The sequence below is a fragment of the Pseudotamlana agarivorans genome, from assembly GCF_018860245.1.
GTDB lineage: Bacteria > Bacteroidota > Bacteroidia > Flavobacteriales > Flavobacteriaceae > Pseudotamlana > Pseudotamlana agarivorans_A.
The window spans coordinates 59,623-76,323 of sequence record NZ_JAHKPD010000024.1 but is presented as its reverse complement, the minus strand read 5'-3'; the positions used below and the strand labels follow the sequence as shown (position 1 = coordinate 76,323).

At 30.6% G+C, this 16,701-nt stretch carries 16 protein-coding genes; 7 read left to right on the top strand and 9 right to left on the bottom strand.

From position 1 onward, the window contains the following. Positions 1-720: 720 nt before the first annotated feature. Positions 721-2,796 carry an HAD-IA family hydrolase gene (locus tag KO493_RS14950; RefSeq protein ID WP_216068792.1) on the bottom strand — a complete coding sequence of 692 codons (2,076 nt, stop codon included), beginning with the start codon at positions 2,794-2,796 and terminating at the stop codon, positions 721-723. Positions 2,797-3,239: 443 nt separating this feature from the next. On the opposite strand from KO493_RS14950, the gene KO493_RS14945 reads away from it, so the two are divergent. After that, positions 3,240-4,388 (top strand): glycosyltransferase family 4 protein, encoded by a 1,149-nt coding sequence (locus KO493_RS14945; RefSeq protein WP_216068791.1) that lies wholly within the window; start codon positions 3,240-3,242, stop codon positions 4,386-4,388. 10 nt (positions 4,389-4,398) lie between these two features. Here KO493_RS14945 and KO493_RS14940 read toward each other — a convergent pair whose 3' ends face one another. The 3 genes from KO493_RS14940 to KO493_RS14930 are packed head-to-tail and all read right to left on the bottom strand — an operon-like array spanning position 4,399 to position 8,180. Beyond that, complete coding sequence (locus KO493_RS14940) at positions 4,399-6,465, bottom strand: HAD family hydrolase (protein WP_216068790.1); 2,067 nt, start codon at positions 6,463-6,465, stop codon at positions 4,399-4,401. Positions 6,466-6,503: 38 nt separating this feature from the next. Continuing rightward, positions 6,504-7,913: an AMP-binding protein gene (locus KO493_RS14935; protein ID WP_216068789.1), complete on the bottom strand. Its 1,410-nt coding sequence runs from the start codon at positions 7,911-7,913 to the stop codon at positions 6,504-6,506. Between the two features lie 27 nt (positions 7,914-7,940). Beyond that, positions 7,941-8,180, bottom strand: coding sequence for an acyl carrier protein (locus KO493_RS14930; protein ID WP_216068788.1), 240 nt, complete (start codon positions 8,178-8,180; stop codon positions 7,941-7,943). A 298-nt stretch (positions 8,181-8,478) separates the two neighbouring features. Between KO493_RS14930 and KO493_RS14925 the strand changes: the two genes are divergently transcribed. Both KO493_RS14925 and KO493_RS14920 read left to right on the top strand, forming a co-directional pair. Next, positions 8,479-9,087, top strand: a complete 609-nt coding sequence (locus KO493_RS14925) for a sugar transferase (protein WP_216068787.1) — start codon at positions 8,479-8,481, stop codon at positions 9,085-9,087. Positions 9,088-9,089: 2 nt separating this feature from the next. Beyond that, complete coding sequence (locus KO493_RS14920; RefSeq protein WP_216068786.1) at positions 9,090-9,752, top strand: NeuD/PglB/VioB family sugar acetyltransferase; 663 nt, start codon at positions 9,090-9,092, stop codon at positions 9,750-9,752. Positions 9,753-9,840: 88 nt separating this feature from the next. On the opposite strand, the gene KO493_RS14915 is transcribed toward KO493_RS14920, so the two are convergent. Continuing rightward, on the bottom strand, positions 9,841-10,320 hold the full coding sequence (locus tag KO493_RS14915) for an Lrp/AsnC family transcriptional regulator (RefSeq protein ID WP_067148328.1): 480 nt from the start codon (positions 10,318-10,320) through the stop codon (positions 9,841-9,843). Between the two features lie 70 nt (positions 10,321-10,390). Then, complete coding sequence (locus KO493_RS14910) at positions 10,391-11,536, bottom strand: M14 family zinc carboxypeptidase (protein ID WP_216068785.1); 1,146 nt, start codon at positions 11,534-11,536, stop codon at positions 10,391-10,393. Between the two features lie 290 nt (positions 11,537-11,826). Between KO493_RS14910 and KO493_RS14905 the strand changes: the two genes are divergently transcribed. Further along, the gene (locus KO493_RS14905) at positions 11,827-12,225 is read left to right on the top strand and encodes a helix-turn-helix domain-containing protein (protein ID WP_216068784.1); all 399 of its coding nucleotides are present in this window, start codon (positions 11,827-11,829) and stop codon (positions 12,223-12,225) included. 35 nt (positions 12,226-12,260) lie between these two features. Continuing rightward, complete coding sequence (locus tag KO493_RS14900; RefSeq protein ID WP_216068783.1) at positions 12,261-12,629, top strand: DNA topoisomerase IV; 369 nt, start codon at positions 12,261-12,263, stop codon at positions 12,627-12,629. Positions 12,630-12,631: 2 nt separating this feature from the next. Here the strand turns inward: KO493_RS14900 and KO493_RS14895 are convergent, their stop codons facing one another. Further along, positions 12,632-13,132, bottom strand: a complete 501-nt coding sequence (locus tag KO493_RS14895; RefSeq protein ID WP_216068782.1) for a hydrolase — start codon at positions 13,130-13,132, stop codon at positions 12,632-12,634. Between the two features lie 11 nt (positions 13,133-13,143). Then, positions 13,144-13,905 (bottom strand): MBL fold metallo-hydrolase, encoded by a 762-nt coding sequence (locus tag KO493_RS14890; RefSeq protein WP_216068781.1) that lies wholly within the window; start codon positions 13,903-13,905, stop codon positions 13,144-13,146. 92 nt (positions 13,906-13,997) lie between these two features. Between KO493_RS14890 and KO493_RS14885 the strand changes: the two genes are divergently transcribed. Beyond that, complete coding sequence (locus KO493_RS14885; RefSeq protein WP_216068780.1) at positions 13,998-15,461, top strand: TonB-dependent receptor; 1,464 nt, start codon at positions 13,998-14,000, stop codon at positions 15,459-15,461. A gap of 80 nt (positions 15,462-15,541) precedes the next feature. On the opposite strand, the gene bcp is transcribed toward KO493_RS14885, so the two are convergent. Then, positions 15,542-15,994 (bottom strand): thioredoxin-dependent thiol peroxidase, encoded by a 453-nt coding sequence (gene bcp, locus KO493_RS14880; protein WP_216068779.1) that lies wholly within the window; start codon positions 15,992-15,994, stop codon positions 15,542-15,544. 35 nt (positions 15,995-16,029) lie between these two features. Here bcp and KO493_RS14875 point away from each other — a divergent pair, with 35 nt between their 5' ends. Beyond that, complete coding sequence (locus KO493_RS14875) at positions 16,030-16,689, top strand: endonuclease III domain-containing protein (RefSeq protein WP_216068778.1); 660 nt, start codon at positions 16,030-16,032, stop codon at positions 16,687-16,689. The last annotated feature ends 12 nt before the right edge of the window (positions 16,690-16,701 follow it).

Genomic DNA, 16,701 nt, shown 5'->3' with positions numbered 1-16,701 from the left:
TCCTCACATCGCATAGATCTTAAGGGAGAATCTCTAAGAAAAGGAAATTTAAAGAATCAATAACATTATTTTTTTTATATAATTGTAATATCTTTCAAAGTGGCACTGTTTGACCGAAACAGGTGGCACCATCACTCCGAAATAGCCACCGCTAGTCTCCATTTTATGAAAACTTATTAATTGTAGTACAAATTACACGGATTGGTTAATTAGAAATACTATAAACCAATAGGTTAGCTATAAAATATCTAACAACATTTAAAGAGTTACTTCGTGAAGTATATAAGATTGTAAGATCGATCAATCCTCTTTTCAGACAGCGTTATACTATTTAAGATGAGATCAATTAACCTCCAATAAAATTATCCAGAATTGATTAAGCACCCCATGTACATTAAGGAAAACCAACAAAACAATCTAGAAAACACTAAGGAAAATCATTTTTCTCCAAGCAAGGTAGAAAGCTTGATACTCGACACTACATAATTTGAAACCAGAAGCTTAATTGGCCAATTTTAGTGAATGGAAACAACATCAATAACAAGCTCGTACATGCTTTATTATTAGATAACAAGGTTATAAAAAAAATGTAATAAGATTTGATTCACAATAAATTAATAGCTTAGTCACTCGACTAAAAATTAAAATTTTTGCGCTAGTCCTTTTCTATAAATCGGAAATTCATCAAACCTTAAATAAATATGCATCTATCGCATACATTTAATTTATTTTAAGATATTTAAAATAAAAACTTCTATTTAAAAAATATGTTTTTAAGAATTTATTTATTTTAAAATAATAAAAGATCAATGACATAGGAAATAAAAAAGCAAACATTTTATTTTTATTGTAAAGCATTAATTTGAGCTTAGTAAAATACCTAAAAGTTTTTTCAGGCCTCAATAGAAAGGTTTTCGTAACCCCCCTAAAACTACCAACATCTTTGGGGCTATACTCTACTCCGATATTATGTTTACCTATATTGTTATACAACGATTTATTCAAAACATTCATAAAGATCAATTCCTTTGAATTGGGAAAAAATCCAATTTTCATCATTAAAGTAGGTAAATATTTATTTACTATTTGCTCATCATAACATACTTTTTCTAAGTCCTCAATTAGAGATTTAAATATATTAAACTTGAAATTTTGTGTTTTCTTTATATAATTAGAATATAACGCTTTCTCAACCGGCTCAAAGGATTCATTTGTATAATTTGGTGCAATTAAACTATAACTTACGGCACTTCCATGATTTGCTCCTAGAAGTTGCTCATAAATTTGAGAGTTAACATCAAGTATGAAATCGCTATACTTTTTTACCGGATATATACTAAAAACGAGACCTAACTTATTATTTTTATTATTAAGACTTACATTATACCCCTTTTTAAACCCTAAATAATAGCCAGTCATATTAATAGATTCATCAAAAAAATTATAAATAGAATCTTGCATTGTCCCTCGCCAACCGATATCAACAAGATGCAACCCTTGTTTTTCAAAGTCAACACCAAAAGAGTAAATATACTCTTGGAACGCTTTTCTTTGCGTCAATCTATAATTATCATAAGTTTCAATAAAAATAGGGTTCTTAAGTAACTCCTTATACATAGAGGACTCAAAAAAGCTCTCAATTACTACTTCACAATCACAATTAAGTAATGCTTTTATTTTTGTTTTATTTTTCTCTGGAAAATCAAAATGATTAAGAAATATTTCAACTGAAATATTTGGGAATTTTACCTTAAGATATTTAAATTCTTCTTCATTTATAGGTTTAAACGAAAACTGGAAAGAGGCTTGTCTAGAAATTCTTAAATAATGAGTGTTAATAAGGTTAGATTTCTCAAGCGCATGATATTCTTGATACCTATCGAATAGTTTTTTTAAAAACTTGCCTTCTCGAGATAAAAAGAATAAATTTTTAATATTATCTCTTTTACATTTAGCATAAAGACGCTCTATAAATATTCCATATATTAATATGTATTCACTAAGTGGTTCGGCCTTTTTATCTTTACATTTAGCATGATAAGTAGAAATTAATTTCTTATAATCTTTATTATCATTACCGAAATTATTTATTTTATTTTTTTTCAAGTATTTCTTGTGCGGTAATAAAATGGCATGTAGGCCATTTGATTTTGAGTTTTTAAAATCACTAATAATATTATCTCCAATCATTAATACATTTGATCCTTTTAAGGATAATTTTTTTAATATTGAAGGATAGATATCACCAGACCTTTTGCTTAATTGTTGTGAGGAGGATGTAAATACTTCATCAAAATAATTAAAGATTCTATGATGCTTTAAAAGATTTATTAAAACTTCTATGGAAGCAAAATAATCAGAAACTAAATAAATTTTAATACCTCTTTGCTTTAAAACCTCTAATGTTTCTACAACATCTGCATTTAAATATTGTACATTTTGTTCTGCCTTAATTATGGCAGGTTCAAAATTATTTTTAAACAATTTCACTTTAATTGGCTCCAAATAACCAGAGCACATCATCCTATTTACAACCTCTTCAACAAGACTTTCATAGGGCACTTTATGATGGTCCACTTTTAATACATCTGCTAAGTATGATGAACATTCTTTTCTTATCAGGAACAATTCATTAATAGAAAGATTCAGGCCAGTTTCTCTAATCATAATTTTAGCCCAAATTCTTATGATATTATCTGTATGAACCTTTGTGTGAATTATTGTGTCAAAATAATCTATGAAAACAGTAGAAATGTTTTCATTTTTTTCTAAATATGATATTACAGATGTATACATGTTGCTTCTTTATAATATGCTAAAACTAATTTTTCATATATGAATAAACAATCAAAACCGTCGTAATAACATGTTTTTTAGTTCAACTGACAAATGTTAACTAATATCAAAAATAGACATGTCTAATTCTAGAGGTATTCGTTTTAATACTAATATTATATTTGAATAAACGTTACAAGAAAAGCCCCTTCCTCAAAGACTTCAAGTTTCTGTTTAATAAATATCAAAACAACAATTAAGTAAATTATAAGTGTTTATAAAAGTACGAGCTTGAGTGTTTTAAAAATGAAATGAACTAAAAGTGATTGAATGTTTCGCTATTAATAAAATTTAAGAACTTGTATCAATAACGACTTAATTTGTATTTGGTCTAAAGCTTAATCGTTCCACTTATTACTTTTCTATATTTGTTTAGATAACAACCTTAATAACTTGAATAATCCATGCCCAAATTAATTATAAGAATAACTACGGTACCTTCCTCTTTAGGAGGATTACTTAAAGGACAATTAAATTTCATGTCCAATTATTATAATGTTTTAGGAATAGCGTCACCAGGAAATAACAACGAACTTAAAAACATCGAAAAAGTTGAAGGTATTACTACCGTACCTGTGGAAATGACCAGAAAAATAACACCTATCAAAGATACCATAGCTGTTTATCAACTTTATAAAATTTTTAAGCGAGAAAAACCATTTATAGTTCACTCTCACACCCCAAAAGCAGGAACTTTAGCCATGATTGCTGCAAAATTATCTGGAACACCTCATAGGTTGCACACCATAGCAGGTTTACCTCTTGTGGAAGCTACAGGAGTAAAAAGAACTGTATTGAATGCTGTTGAAACACTTACCTATTCTTGCGCTACTAAAATATACCCCAATTCTTATGGTCTTGAAAACATCATTTTGGACAATAAATTCACGACAAAATCTAAACTAAAAGTTATCGCCAACGGAAGTTCTAACGGTATCGACATTGATATTTTTAATCCTGATTTAATTGATACCGCCGAAAAACAAAAACTAAAAAGCGAGTTAGGAATTCTAGATACAGATTATGTCTATATTTTTTTGGGGCGTATTGTTACAGATAAAGGTGTTAATGAATTGGTTCGAGCTTTTGATAAAATTAGTAAAAAAGAATCTTCGGTAAAACTCTTACTCGTTGGACGTTATGAAAACGATTTAGATCCGTTACACAAAGATACTTTAGCGTTAATTGAAAGTAATAACCAAATAATTTCTACAGGACATGTAACCGATGTTCGTCCCTATTTTGCTATTTCTAATGTTTTAACTTTCCCTAGTTATAGAGAAGGGTTTCCTAATGTAGTCATGCAAGCTGGAGCCATGGGAATTCCAGCAATTGTAAGTGATATTAATGGCTGTAATGAGATAATATCTGAAGACAAAAACGGTAGTATTATTCCTGTAAAAAATACCGAAGCACTTTACCAAAAAATGCTTCAAATATTTGAAGGTAAATTAATCTACAATAAGGGTGTTTGTAGAGATATGATTGTTTCCAACTACAACAAACACGTTGTTTGGGACGCTTTATTATCTGAATACAAAAGCCTTAATTAAACTACTAAATTTACCTTAAGTAATTATATTTAAGCAACGAAGTGTTTTTAAGCACTTTAAACCTAATGTATTTGTTAAAAACATAGTAGCCATAAATTAAAAATGAAGGAAATAAATATGCAATTACTTTATTTTTAGCATAAAGCTTGCGTTTTAATTTCACCAAATAGCGAAAATAAATTTCTGGTGTAATTAGGAAACTTATTAAGGTTTTAATAGTCATTAAATTTTCAGGAACTTCATAATCTATACCTGTTTTTTTAATGCTAATGTTTTGAAAATACCCTTCATTTAATGTGTCTAAAAACTTGATTTTTCTAGAGTTTTGTATTAAACCAGAATTTAACGCCACATAATTTAACGCATTTCCAACCATATCCTGGTTGTAACAAATATTTTTAAGCTTCTCTAAAAGCAACTGATGAACCTTAAACATATCGTCTTGATGACTTCCAATATGGTTATCGTACAACCACTTTTCGTTCGTATCATAATGCTCTATAGTATAACCTGCTTCATTCTTTTTATACTCAACACAACAACCATGTCCTGCTCCAGAAAATTGCTCATATAATTGGGCATTTGCTCTTAAAATATGTGTGTTATAATTTTCAAAAGGCAACACGGAAAAATTCAAACCATAACGTTTGGTATCTGGCGTAATCGTATAAATTTTACTCACTCCTAAATACAATCCAGTGACTTTTATTTTACTATCGTAAAAATTATAAATAGCTTCCTGCATGGTACCTCCCCAACCAATATCAACAACATGAATACCATCAGTCTCTATATCTTCATTAAAAGAGTTTATATATTCAGAAAAAACGGTTTTATTAGAAAGTCTATGAGCTTCGTATGCTTCTTTAAATATCTCGTTTTGCTTAAGTGTTTTGAAAATTTCAGAAGTAAAAAAACCTTCTACTAATTGATCTTTATCAAATTCTAAACTCTCTACTATACTTACTTTAACAGCTTCTTCTAAATTAAAAAAGGTTAAAAATTCGTAAATACTCAATACCGATTTATATTTTTGGTTTAAATACTTAAACTCTTCTTCTTCAATAGGGTTAAGTGCTATTTGTAACGAGGCTTGTCGCGATATTTTTAAATAATGGGATCTAATTGTAAAACCTTTATCTATTTGATGAAATTCTAAATACGAATCGAAAAGACGTTTTAAAAACAACCCTTCACGCGACAAAAAGAACAAACTTTTAATATTATTTTTTTTACAATGAATATAAAGTCGCTCTACAAAAAAGTGATACGAAATAGCATACTCTGTGTAAGGTGTCGCACTTTTTTTATTACAAAGGCTATAAATTTGAGAAGTGACTTTTTTTAATTTTCTGCTATCATCCCCAAAACTATTCCATTTGTTTTTTCTTAAATAGGCGTCATGTGGCAAAAGGTAGGCATGCAGACCTGCTTTTTCAGCATTTTTAAAATCGCTTCTTTCATTATCTCCCATCATAAGAACTTGATTAGGATCAAGATTTAATTCTGTAAGGACCTGCTTGTAAATCGTACCTGTATGTTTGCTTTTCCCAACAGTTGAAGAACTATAGACCCCATCAAAAAGATGTGAAATTTTATGATGGTCAAGCAATTTTATAAATAAAGATGTTGGTCCGTAGAAGTCTGAAAGTAGATATACCTTCCCTCCTTTTTCCTTAAATTCTTTTATAACGCCTAACGTATTTGGATTTAATTTCTGCACGTTAACTTCAGACCTTAAATGCGCTTTTTCAAAAAGTTGAATAAATACTTCTTTTTGATGATCACCTAATACATTGGCATTATTAAGACGATTGAATATTTCATCCTGTACCATAACATATGATAATTCATTGCGGTCGGTTTTAAGAACATTAACCAAATACGCGATAGATTCTTTATAAATAAAGTACAAGTGATCGATAGAAATATCTAACCCCAACTCATTAATCATGATTTTAGACCAAATCCTAATGGTATTATTCGGATGCACCTCTCTATGAACTAACGTATCATAATAATCTGTAAACAAGACCTTTATATCATGTGTCTTAATTTTCTCTTTCAGTTGATTCATCTATCTAAATCTATTATATATTGGAAAAATTTAAGTTTTTAAGCTCCTAAGAATGATGCACTAATGGCCTTATAATCAATCTTATCATTTTTGTTAACCGGCAATACCTCAAAAAACTTAAACTTTATGGCTGAACCTTGAATTTTATATGTTTCAAAAATTAACTTTTTTAATTTTGGTTCATCAATCGTATTATTACAATGCGCAATGAGTATAATTTTATCATCAATACCGGTACAGGCTAATAAACTAGTATTTAAAGACGATTTAATAAATGCTTCTATTTCATCTAAATTCACTCGATTCCCAAAGACTTTCACAATGCGTTTAAGTCTCCCTTTTATGTGATAAAAACCTGAAGCATCCTTATAAGCTAAATCTCCTGTTTTTAGTTCCTTAATATCTTCCCATATAGACAAATCGGCTCTACCAGTTGCATACCCTCCAAAGACATTAGGACCCGAATATAAAAGTTCTTCTGTTTCTTTGTCAATGGTTATTTTACCATTTTTAATAGGAATCCCGATAGATGTTATATTGTTTTTTAATTCGGAAGTTGGAACATAAGAAATTCTTGCTGTAGCTTCAGTTTGGCCATACATAACAAAAAAATTAATATCACGTTGCAAGCAATAATTATTAAACGCTTCTTTAATATTCTTACTTAAATTTCCTCCAGCTTGACTTATATATTTTAAGGATGGGTATTCTTTTTTCAAAAATCCAATTCGGTTTAACATCTCATAAATAAAAGGCACCCCCGCTATTGATGAAAAGCCATACTTACTTAATAATTTCCAAAAATTCCTGTCAAGCACATCTGGCAAACCACAAACTATAGTTCCTGACAATAACGCATTAGAATGTAAAACTGATAACCCGTATGAATAGTGCAACGGCAAATTAATAGGTGTTACATCTTTAGAATTAATAGGCAAATAATCACAAATTGATAAGGCATTTTGAAGAATATTATCTGCTGAAAGCTTTACTAGTTTTGGAGACCCTGTTGTTCCTGAAGTTGAAAGTAATATTTTAATATTGTCATGAATTTCAGTATTAAAATTTTCATTCACAAATAACTCCAAATGAACAACATCACCTAAAACCTCCTTTGGTTGATATCCTGAAGGCGTTTCTCGATTAGCATCGTAAATGATAGTGGGCTCATACTCTTTTTCTAAGTTTTCTTTAAGCTTTATATCTATACTATCACTTAATAAAACAAGTGCATGATCACTCTTTAGAAAACTAAAATAGACCGCCAAAGCATCAATATTTGTATCTAAATACAAAAAAACTAAACTTCTTGATTGCTCACTAATAGATTCTACCGGTAAAAGTATTTCATTTAAATGAAACGACTTATCACCTTTAGCATCAATAAACACAAGGTTTTTATTTTCTGTTATTAATTCAAATAAATTAGAGTTATTCTCGCTTATCATAATAGTTCTTTAAATGAGGTCGTTTAATTAAAATGCAACACCATATTTTGTTAATATAGTTTTAGCATCGGCAAAACTTTTAATTTCAATAATGTCTTCAGAATCAATTTCAATATCAAAAACATTTTCTAACTCTGTTATTAAAAACATATGATTTATAGAGTCCCATTCTGGGATACTTTGATATTTGAGGTCATCGTTTATACTAGTAGCATCAATCTCTAAAATTGACACAAATGCATTTTCTAATTTTTTATGGTTACTCATCTTTTTTGGTATAGATTATTTAATTATTCTTATAAGGTTTCAATTCTACAAGAGCATTAGAAATACTCAATAAATTGTAAGAAATTTACGCTACAAAAAACAAAACTTAGTGCAATTAATGAAAAAAAAATCATATAATAAAGACAATCTCCCACGCATATTTAACATATTTTCGCCTTGTGTAGTTCAATTGAATTATAGGGATTTCAACGAAAATATTTAGATAAGAATCGTATTAAATATACTTTTGGTCGCATGTTTCTTTGATTTAAAGAATCTATAATTCGATATTAATTATATGTATAAAAATTATTTTAAAAGACTATTAGATTTTACCGCTGCATTATTTGGCCTACTTATTTCTAGCCCTGTTTTTTTAGCATTAACAATAATTTTGAGTATTAGATATAAAGGAAATCCATTTTTTATTCATGAAAGACCCGGAAAGGATGGTAAAAGTTTTAATCTCATAAAGTTTAAGTCAATGACCGATGATAAGGATGAAAACGGTAACCTATTACCTTACCATTTAAGAGTTACTAAAATTGGCAGTGTAATTAGAAAGCTTTCCTTAGACGAAATACCACAACTTATAAATGTATTAAAGGGAGATATGAGCCTTATTGGTCCTAGACCATTATTAGTAACATATCTACCTCTATATAACGATTACCAAAAACAAAGACATAATGTTAGACCAGGCATTTCGGGTTGGGCTCAGGTTAACGGTCGAAATTCTATTTCGTGGGAAAAAAAATTTAATCTAGATGTTTGGTACGTTAATAACGTGTCATTTAAAACAGACTTAAAAATTCTTTTACTAACAGTAAAAAAAGTTATTTTAAAAGAAAATGTAAATCTATCCGCTAATATAAACATGACTCCTTTTACGGGAAGCAACTCATAAATATGACTAAAAAAGCAATAATTATTGGAGCAGGAACACACGGGCAAATATATGCTTCATACCTAAAAGAAGCAGATGTAAACATTGTTGGTTTTATTGATGATGCCGACTCTTTTCAAGGCAAACAAGTTAATGGAATAGATGTTTTAGGTACTTATGCTGACTTATTTGATGAAAAATTAAAAAATGAAATAACAGATGTATATTGCCCTATAGGAGATAATTTTATAAGACAAAAATACCTTTCAACTTTAAAAACTGAAGGCTACAATACCCCTAGCTTTATTCATCCTACAGTTTCTATTGGCCCTGATGTTGTTTTAGGAGAAGCAAACTATATGCTTCCAGGGAACTATATTATGCCACATACAACCATTGGTGATTACTTCATGGTTAATATGGGTACCACTATTGGTCACCATAATACCATTGGTAATGGCGTATTTATGTCGTCTGGCGTAAATATTGGTGCCAGTTTAAAAATTGGTAATATGGCCTACTTTGGGATTGGATCAACAGTAATGACAGGCGTTGAAGGCATTGGCGCTGAAGCTCTTGTAGGAGCAGGTTCTGTTATCTTTAAAAAAGTTCCTGATTATGCTGTAATGGCTGGAAATCCTGCTAGGATGATTAAATCAAACGATAAAACAAAAGTGGCCATATAAAACCTTTTTTTTATACTTAAAAAAGAAACTTATTTTCATAAAAAAACCCTTTAAAAGGGCTTTTTTTATATACTAAATGTTTTATTAATTACATTTCATTAAAAATAGAATGCATTAAACGTTTTTTATCGTTTATACTTTCCTCTAAGGAAATCATTGTTTCTGTTCTATAAACACCTTCAATATCATCTAATAAAAAGATAACTTCTTTGGCGTGCTCTGTACTTCTAGCTCTAATTTTACAGAAAATATTAAATTTCCCTGTTGTGATATGCGCTACAGTGACATAAGCAATTTCATTAATACGCTCTAAAACAAATTTTGTTTGAGAGGTATTATTTAGATAAACACCAACATAGGCTATAAAAGAATACCCTAATTTTTTGTAGTCTAACATCAATGACGAACCTTTAATAATCCCAGATTCCTCCATCTTTTTTACACGAACATGAACGGTTCCTGCAGAAATTAATAATTTTTTAGCTATATCTGTAAATGGAATTCTTGTGTTATCAATTAACATGTCAAGAATTTGATGATCTATTTCGTCTAATTTTATTTTACCCATAATTAACTATTCTTAAATATACAGCAAAATTAATACATTTTCTTTAAAGATAATATATGAATTGTGTGATTTATTTTGTTTTCAACAACACTTTTTCGCCTTTTATTTGAACTAAAACGTTTTCGCTATCAATTTCTAATCGTTCACCAATTTCATTAAGCACCTCATTACCATGAGCTTCTATTTCTTTATGCCCGTAAAATCCTTCAAGTTTTTCAATTTTCAGTATTTTAGGTATAAATTCTAATATTTCACCATTTAACAACTCTTGATATTGGATTCCCAGGTCAACTACCACTCCATCAACCAAAGCGTTTCGAATAATAATATCAAAAAAGAGTTTTTCATTTTCAGGAATATCTAAATAAGGCTTATAATGAGCACCTGTAACATCGTTTTTAGCTATGTAATTTAACGATACTACATAAGACATATAAATGAGCTCTCTTGTTTTCTCACGATCGTAATCTGCATGAAAATGTCCCGATTCGAATAATATCGTTGGTACATTTTCACTCTGGAACGTATCTCCTACACAATTAATATTAAAAGCATCGTCATATACCCCAACTTGACCAGGGATCACTTCTTGTAAAGTGGCATTCATAACCGCAATAACCTCCATAGAAACCTTTCGTTGTTGTGTAACAGTACAAGCTTCATCTTCTGCAGGTGTTAAAAAAGACACTGTAGCCGACTTATTCGTATTTCCTGCACTAAAAATTGTGCGCTGTCCATGTAAATTATAGCAAAAATGAGGTTTAAATTCATTAAAGATAGCACGTAATACACGACTTTCAGGTTGTGTTAAGTTCTGTGCGTCTCTATTCAAATCAACTTCATTAGCATTTATACGTGTATAAGCTGCTGCACCGTCAGGGTTTAAAATTGGAATAATATATAAAGTACAAGCCTCTAAAAGATGTTTAAGAGACGAATGATCAAGCAATAGCGTGTTTAATAAATCAAAAAGAGCTTTAGTCGTTGTCGATTCATTACCGTGCATTTGTGACCATAATAATAAACGCTTTTTCCCTCGACCAACTTTTATACTATATATAGGTTTATCCTGAACAGAACGTCCTATAATATTTACTGTAGCTTCTTTAGGTAATTTAGATAGTAACGGTTCTATATGTTGGTTAGTAATATATCGACCATGTAAGTCTGCCGCTTTGTATTTTAAAAACAAGGATTTTATATCTTCTATTTTCATGCTTTTTATTTAGGTTACAAATGTAAACATTTAGTTTATTACAAATGTAAACAGCAAAATCAGGTAAAAAGTTTACATTAATAAACGGTTTTAAAGGTGTTTTAATACAAGAAATTTAAGATTACAAACAAATATGATACAAATTATATATTTATTTGTTTTTCAGTTAGTTAAATACGCTTACTTAAATAGTTAATTATACAATGTATTACCTTAATCTGCATTGTTAAAATGTAATTCCATATAAATCATTACATTTGTAACAGAGTTTTACTAAAAAACAATTTACAATGGTAAACAACGAAGATTTCATTAAACGACTTCAAAAAGTCATGGATTATTATGGCGAGTCGGCTTCTTCTTTTGCTGAAAAGATAGATGTACAGCGCTCTAGTATTTCTCATATCCTTTCAGGAAGAAATAAACCCAGTTTAGATTTTGTTCTTAAAATCCTATCCTCTTTTCCTGAAGTGAATTTATATTGGTTGTTAAATGGTAAAGGCGAATTTCCTCAGAGCGAAGAAAAACTTCCGAAGCCTGAGAATCGTAAATCTCAAAATCCGCAAACAAATTTTAATTTTGAAGAAATTGCAGAACACAAAACACACAACCTTCCTACTGAAGGCAAAACCATTGATCGGATTGTGATTTTTTATTCTGACGGAACTTTTAAAAACTACATGAATTAAGCGTATTCTTTACTAATTTTGCTGAAAACATTTTTATGCGATTCCTCCCCCTTATTTTACTTTTTGTTTTGTGTAGCTGCTATGAGAAAGCTAGAGACTGTAAGCCTTATCAAATTGGCGAGTTTTATAGTGAGGTTACTATAGATGGCGTGGTGTTTAAATCTACCTTTAAAAGAGACAAAAACATTCAAGTAGAGAAATATGACAAGAAAATTGATTCTTCTAATTTACGCTGGATAAATGATTGTGAAGTCGTTTTTAAAACCATAAACCCAAAGAATATGGCCGAGCGCAAGGATATTCATTTAAAAATATTAACAACAACCGACTCGTCCTATACTTACGAATACTCGTATGTAGGGGAAACTAAAAAACAACAAGGCACTGCTTATATCATGAATTAATTTTATTGAAGCGGATAAAGAAAGTGCTCAACGAGATTAAACTTCAATTCCTTATCTTCTATAATTTCATAAGTTAAAAGTAATTCCCCCCAAAACTCACCATCTGAAAAATCAACAATAATCCATTTATGATTTAACAATTTAACGGTGTTTAGCATCATTTTCCTTCCCTCACTTGAAGCATAAGGTATAAGCGGATGCTCCCCTTTAACTTCATTTAACTTATAAAGTTCATCTTTTATAAAAGGAATGAGTTCATCAATTTTATAACCTTCGTTTTCAAAGTAGGTAATCGCATCTTCATTTCTATCCAAATTAAAATGAGAGACTTTCAAAATCTCATCATGTAAAACAGCTACCGAATCTTTATATTTTTTCAACTGCGTTCTACTACTAACCAGTTTCTTGTCAATATCTTCAAAAACATTCTTTGCATTTACATACTGAAACAACACCAGTAAACTTGCAAAAACGAATAAATACATGAAAATTTTTTGCTTCATTTTAAAAATTTTTAAATTGTTAATTCTAAGCCATCATAAGCTAAAGACACATGATCTGGTAACGTTTTTTCAACATCATCATGAAACCCCAATAAATGACTAATATGTGTTAAGTAAGCTTTTTCTGGGTTTACCTTTTCTATAAAACTTAAAGCTTCTTCTAAATTAAAATGTGAATGATGCGGCTCAATTCGCAATGCGTTAACCACTAACACCTTCACGCCTTTTAGCTTTTCTATTTCTTTTTCCGAAACAAATTTCATATCGGTTAAATATGCAAACTCATTAAAACGATAACCAAAAACCTCCAAATCGGCATGCATACCTTTTATTGGCACTACAACCTCTTCACATAAACGAAACGATTTGTTCTTTATACGATGCACATTTAACGATGGTGCACCTGGATATTTATTTTTTGTAGCAAAAATATAATCAAATCGCTGCTTTAAAGCTTTTAATACGCGTTTGTGCGCATAAATTGAAATATTGCCTTGTTTGAAATAAAAAGGACGAATATCATCCAAGCCCATCACATGGTCTGAATGTTCATGGGTGAAAATTATCGCATCTATTCTTTCACATTCGGCACGCAGCATTTGATATCTAAAATCTGGACCACAATCAATTACATAATTATAACCGCTACTTTCTATTAATACAGACACTCGTAAACGCTTATCTTTAGGGTTTGAACTTTTACAAACCGGATGGTCGCTCCCTATAATGGGGATTCCTTGCGATGTACCTGTACCGAGAAACGTTATTTTCAAAATTTGATAATTTTTAGCCAAAAATAAGGTTATTTTTTTGTTTGCTACACTTATTTGATACCTTTGTATGACACGATATAACTTGTTTTCATATGGAAATTACCATTAAAGGAGATAAAGAGTTTGATGATATTCCTTCATTAAAATCTAAAGCACTTCGCATCAATTTAAACGAAAATATTTACGGAACTTTTGCCGAAATTGGCGCAGGACAAGAAACCTGTCGACATTTTTTTAGAGCGGGTGGTGCATCTGGTACTATTGCAAAGGCAATGTCTGCGTATGATAAAGATTTTAGTGATGCCATTTATGGCGCTGAAGACGACGGACGTTATGTAACAGAAGCTCGTTTACGCAAAATGCTTGCTCACGAAATGAGCTTGATGGAAAACAGGTTAACCCGTGAAAAAAATCCGAATAAAATTTTCTTCACCTACGCCAATACAGTTGCTACCATCGATTTCGCTAAGCAATTTAAAGGTCACGGTTGGGTAGGAATTAAATATCAAGTTGAAGCTGGAGCAGAATACAACGAGATTATTTTACACCTACGCTTTAAAGAAACTGATGCGAGACTGCAACAAGAAACTTTAGGGATTCTAGGTACAAATTTAATTTACGGCGCCTTTTATAAATACAACGAGCCTAAAAAACTACTGCGTTATCTTTATGATCATTTAGATAAAGACCGTCTAGAAATTGATACTATAAACTTTTCGGGGCCTGTATTCAATAATGTAGACAACCGATTAATGAGTTTGCAGTTGGTAAAAAATGGCATGACCGATGCCGTAATGTTTGGACCAGACGGAACAAATGTTTTACCAGCAAAAGTATTCTACAAAAAAAACATTTTAGCGCTTCGCGGAAGTTTCAGACCAGTAACTAAAGTAAACATGGAGATGTATGAGAAATCATACGACATGTTTATTAAAGAAAATAAAGTTGATGTTAACAAAACGGTCGTAGTTTTTGAAATTACACTATCAAATTTACGTGCTGAAGGAGAAATTGACGAACAAGATTTCATAGATCGTGCAGATTTGTTATGCTCTATAGGTCATTCGGTTATGATATCTAACTTCCAGGAATACTACAAAGTAGTAGAATACTTTTCAAACTACACCAAAGCAAGAATGGGACTCGCTATGGGTGTTAGTAATTTAGTGGATATTTTCGATGAAAAATACTACCGACACATTAGCGGTGGAATTTTAGAAGCCTTTGGAAAACTATTCTTTAAAGATTTAAAAGTTTACTTATACCCAATGCTTGACCCTAAAACGGGAGAATTAATTACAAGTGAAAACTTGAAGGTTTACCCAAGAATGAAAGAATTGTACAAATTCTTTAAATACAATGGTAAGGTAATTGACATTACAGATTACGACCCTAAAATCATGAATATTTTTTCACGAGAAATTTTACAAATGATTAATAGCGGAGAACGCGGTTGGGAAGATATGGTTCCAGAAGGCACTGCAGAACTTATTAAAGATTACCGCTTATTTGGTTACACCCGAAAACCATTAACCTTAAGTAGGAAAAGAAAATAAACTCATATTATCATATTTTAAAAAATCCCGTAAAACATAAATTTTACGGGATTTTCAATTTATAACAATATAGCTTAGTATCACTCTAGTATTTGAGCAGCATGATCCTTTGTTTTCACCTTATCAATAACACGATCCACAATACCATTTTCATCAATTAAAAATGTTTTCCTGTGAATACCGTCATATTCTCTACCCATAAATTTCTTAGGTCCCCAAACTCCAAAAGCATTAATTACCGTTTTATCTTCGTCTGCTAATAAAGGAAATGGAAACTTATATTTGGCTTTAAAGTTTGTTTGTCGTTTTTCAGAATCTGCACTAACACCTAACAACTCATAACCTTCAGCTTGAAGTGTTTCATAGTTATCTCTTAAGTTACAGGCTTCATTAGTACAACCTGGCGTACTTGCCTTAGGATAGAAAAAAACAATTAGTTTCTTTCCTTTATAATCACTTAGCGAAATCGTATTTCCTTGTTCGTCTTTTGATGTGAAATCTGGAACCGATTCACCTTGCTTTAATGTTTTCATAGTCTTAACTTTGATTTTTAACAAAAATACGATTTATGACTAAACAAGAAAAGGTTGAATTTGTTATAAAAACCTTAAACGATCTTTATCCTGAAATCCCCATTCCTTTAGATCATAAAGACCCATACACGTTATTAATTGCAGTGTTAATGTCTGCGCAAAGCACAGATGTTCGCGTAAATCAAATTACACCATTATTATTTAAAGAAGCTGATAATCCGTATGACATGATTAAACTTTCAGTGGAAGAAATTAGAGAAATTATAAAACCCGTTGGCCTTTCCCCAATGAAAAGCAAAGGCATTCATGGCCTATCGCATATCCTTATCGATAAGCATGATGGAAAAGTTCCAAATGATTTGGAGGCACTTGAAGAACTACCTGCTGTAGGACACAAAACGGCAAGTGTAGTAATCTCTCAAGCCTTTGGCGTTCCGGCATTTCCAGTTGACACTCATATACATAGACTTATGTATAGATGGAACTTAACAAATGGAAAAAACGTTATTCAAACCGAAAAAGACGCTAAAAGATTATTCCCTAAAGACCTATGGAACGACTTGCATTTACAAATTATTTGGTATGGTAGAGAATATTCACCTGCCAGAGGCTGGGATCTAGAAAAGGATATCATCACTAAAACAATAGGTAGACAAACTGTTTTGAGCGACTATTATAAACAAAAAAAGTCCTGATAATTTAATATC

Excerpts from the sequence above, each read along its gene's own strand:
- KO493_RS14950 (WP_216068792.1), bottom strand. The coding sequence starts at position 2,796 with ATGTATACATCTGTAATATCATATTTAGAAAAAAATGAAAACATTTCT.
- KO493_RS14945 (WP_216068791.1), top strand. The coding sequence starts at position 3,240 with ATGCCCAAATTAATTATAAGAATAACTACGGTACCTTCCTCTTTAGGA.
- KO493_RS14940 (WP_216068790.1), bottom strand. The coding sequence starts at position 6,465 with ATGAATCAACTGAAAGAGAAAATTAAGACACATGATATAAAGGTCTTG.
- KO493_RS14935 (WP_216068789.1), bottom strand. The coding sequence starts at position 7,913 with ATGATAAGCGAGAATAACTCTAATTTATTTGAATTAATAACAGAAAAT.
- KO493_RS14930 (WP_216068788.1), bottom strand. The coding sequence starts at position 8,180 with ATGAGTAACCATAAAAAATTAGAAAATGCATTTGTGTCAATTTTAGAG.
- KO493_RS14925 (WP_216068787.1), top strand. The coding sequence starts at position 8,479 with ATGTATAAAAATTATTTTAAAAGACTATTAGATTTTACCGCTGCATTA.
- KO493_RS14920 (WP_216068786.1), top strand. The coding sequence starts at position 9,090 with ATGACTAAAAAAGCAATAATTATTGGAGCAGGAACACACGGGCAAATA.
- KO493_RS14915 (WP_067148328.1), bottom strand. The coding sequence starts at position 10,320 with ATGGGTAAAATAAAATTAGACGAAATAGATCATCAAATTCTTGACATG.
- KO493_RS14910 (WP_216068785.1), bottom strand. The coding sequence starts at position 11,536 with ATGAAAATAGAAGATATAAAATCCTTGTTTTTAAAATACAAAGCGGCA.
- KO493_RS14905 (WP_216068784.1), top strand. The coding sequence starts at position 11,827 with ATGGTAAACAACGAAGATTTCATTAAACGACTTCAAAAAGTCATGGAT.
- KO493_RS14900 (WP_216068783.1), top strand. The coding sequence starts at position 12,261 with ATGCGATTCCTCCCCCTTATTTTACTTTTTGTTTTGTGTAGCTGCTAT.
- KO493_RS14895 (WP_216068782.1), bottom strand. The coding sequence starts at position 13,132 with ATGAAGCAAAAAATTTTCATGTATTTATTCGTTTTTGCAAGTTTACTG.
- KO493_RS14885 (WP_216068780.1), top strand. The coding sequence starts at position 13,998 with ATGGAAATTACCATTAAAGGAGATAAAGAGTTTGATGATATTCCTTCA.
- bcp (WP_216068779.1), bottom strand. The coding sequence starts at position 15,994 with ATGAAAACATTAAAGCAAGGTGAATCGGTTCCAGATTTCACATCAAAA.
- KO493_RS14875 (WP_216068778.1), top strand. The coding sequence starts at position 16,030 with ATGACTAAACAAGAAAAGGTTGAATTTGTTATAAAAACCTTAAACGAT.